Below are 383 nucleotides of genomic sequence, written 5' to 3' on the forward strand. Positions count from 1 at the left end.
TATACGCGCCAGGCTCGATGTTGCCTTGCTCATCGCGAATGCCGGCTTTTATCAACGTCTGGGTCTTGTTGATCTGCTCGGCCAACTTGAACGACCAGTTCTCCGGTTTGCCTTCATCAGCGTTATCGACGGTGATCTCGACACTGTACTGCGCGCTTTCACCGCTATGGGTAAAGGCGCGAGCCTTGACCTTGTCCCCGGCAATCAGGGTGGTTGCAGGGGTGATGGCGCCAACAGAGTTCCAGCCGCCAGGCAATGCGGCCTCGGCAAGAATGTTGACGTCAACGACGTTGTGGAACGCCGCAGCGGTATCACCAACAGTCCAGATACCCAGAATCACATGGTGGCCGGTCTTGTCATCCGGAATCACGCAAGCGTGTTTG

At 56.7% G+C, this 383-nt stretch carries 1 protein-coding gene; it reads right to left on the bottom strand.

Annotated elements, in window-relative coordinates:
- The coding region (locus tag AC1DCY_RS27905; protein ID WP_477356090.1) for a lytic polysaccharide monooxygenase at nt 1–383 on the bottom strand (383 nt) is incomplete at both ends.

Source organism: Lysinibacillus sp. 10T31 (genome assembly GCF_056394365.1).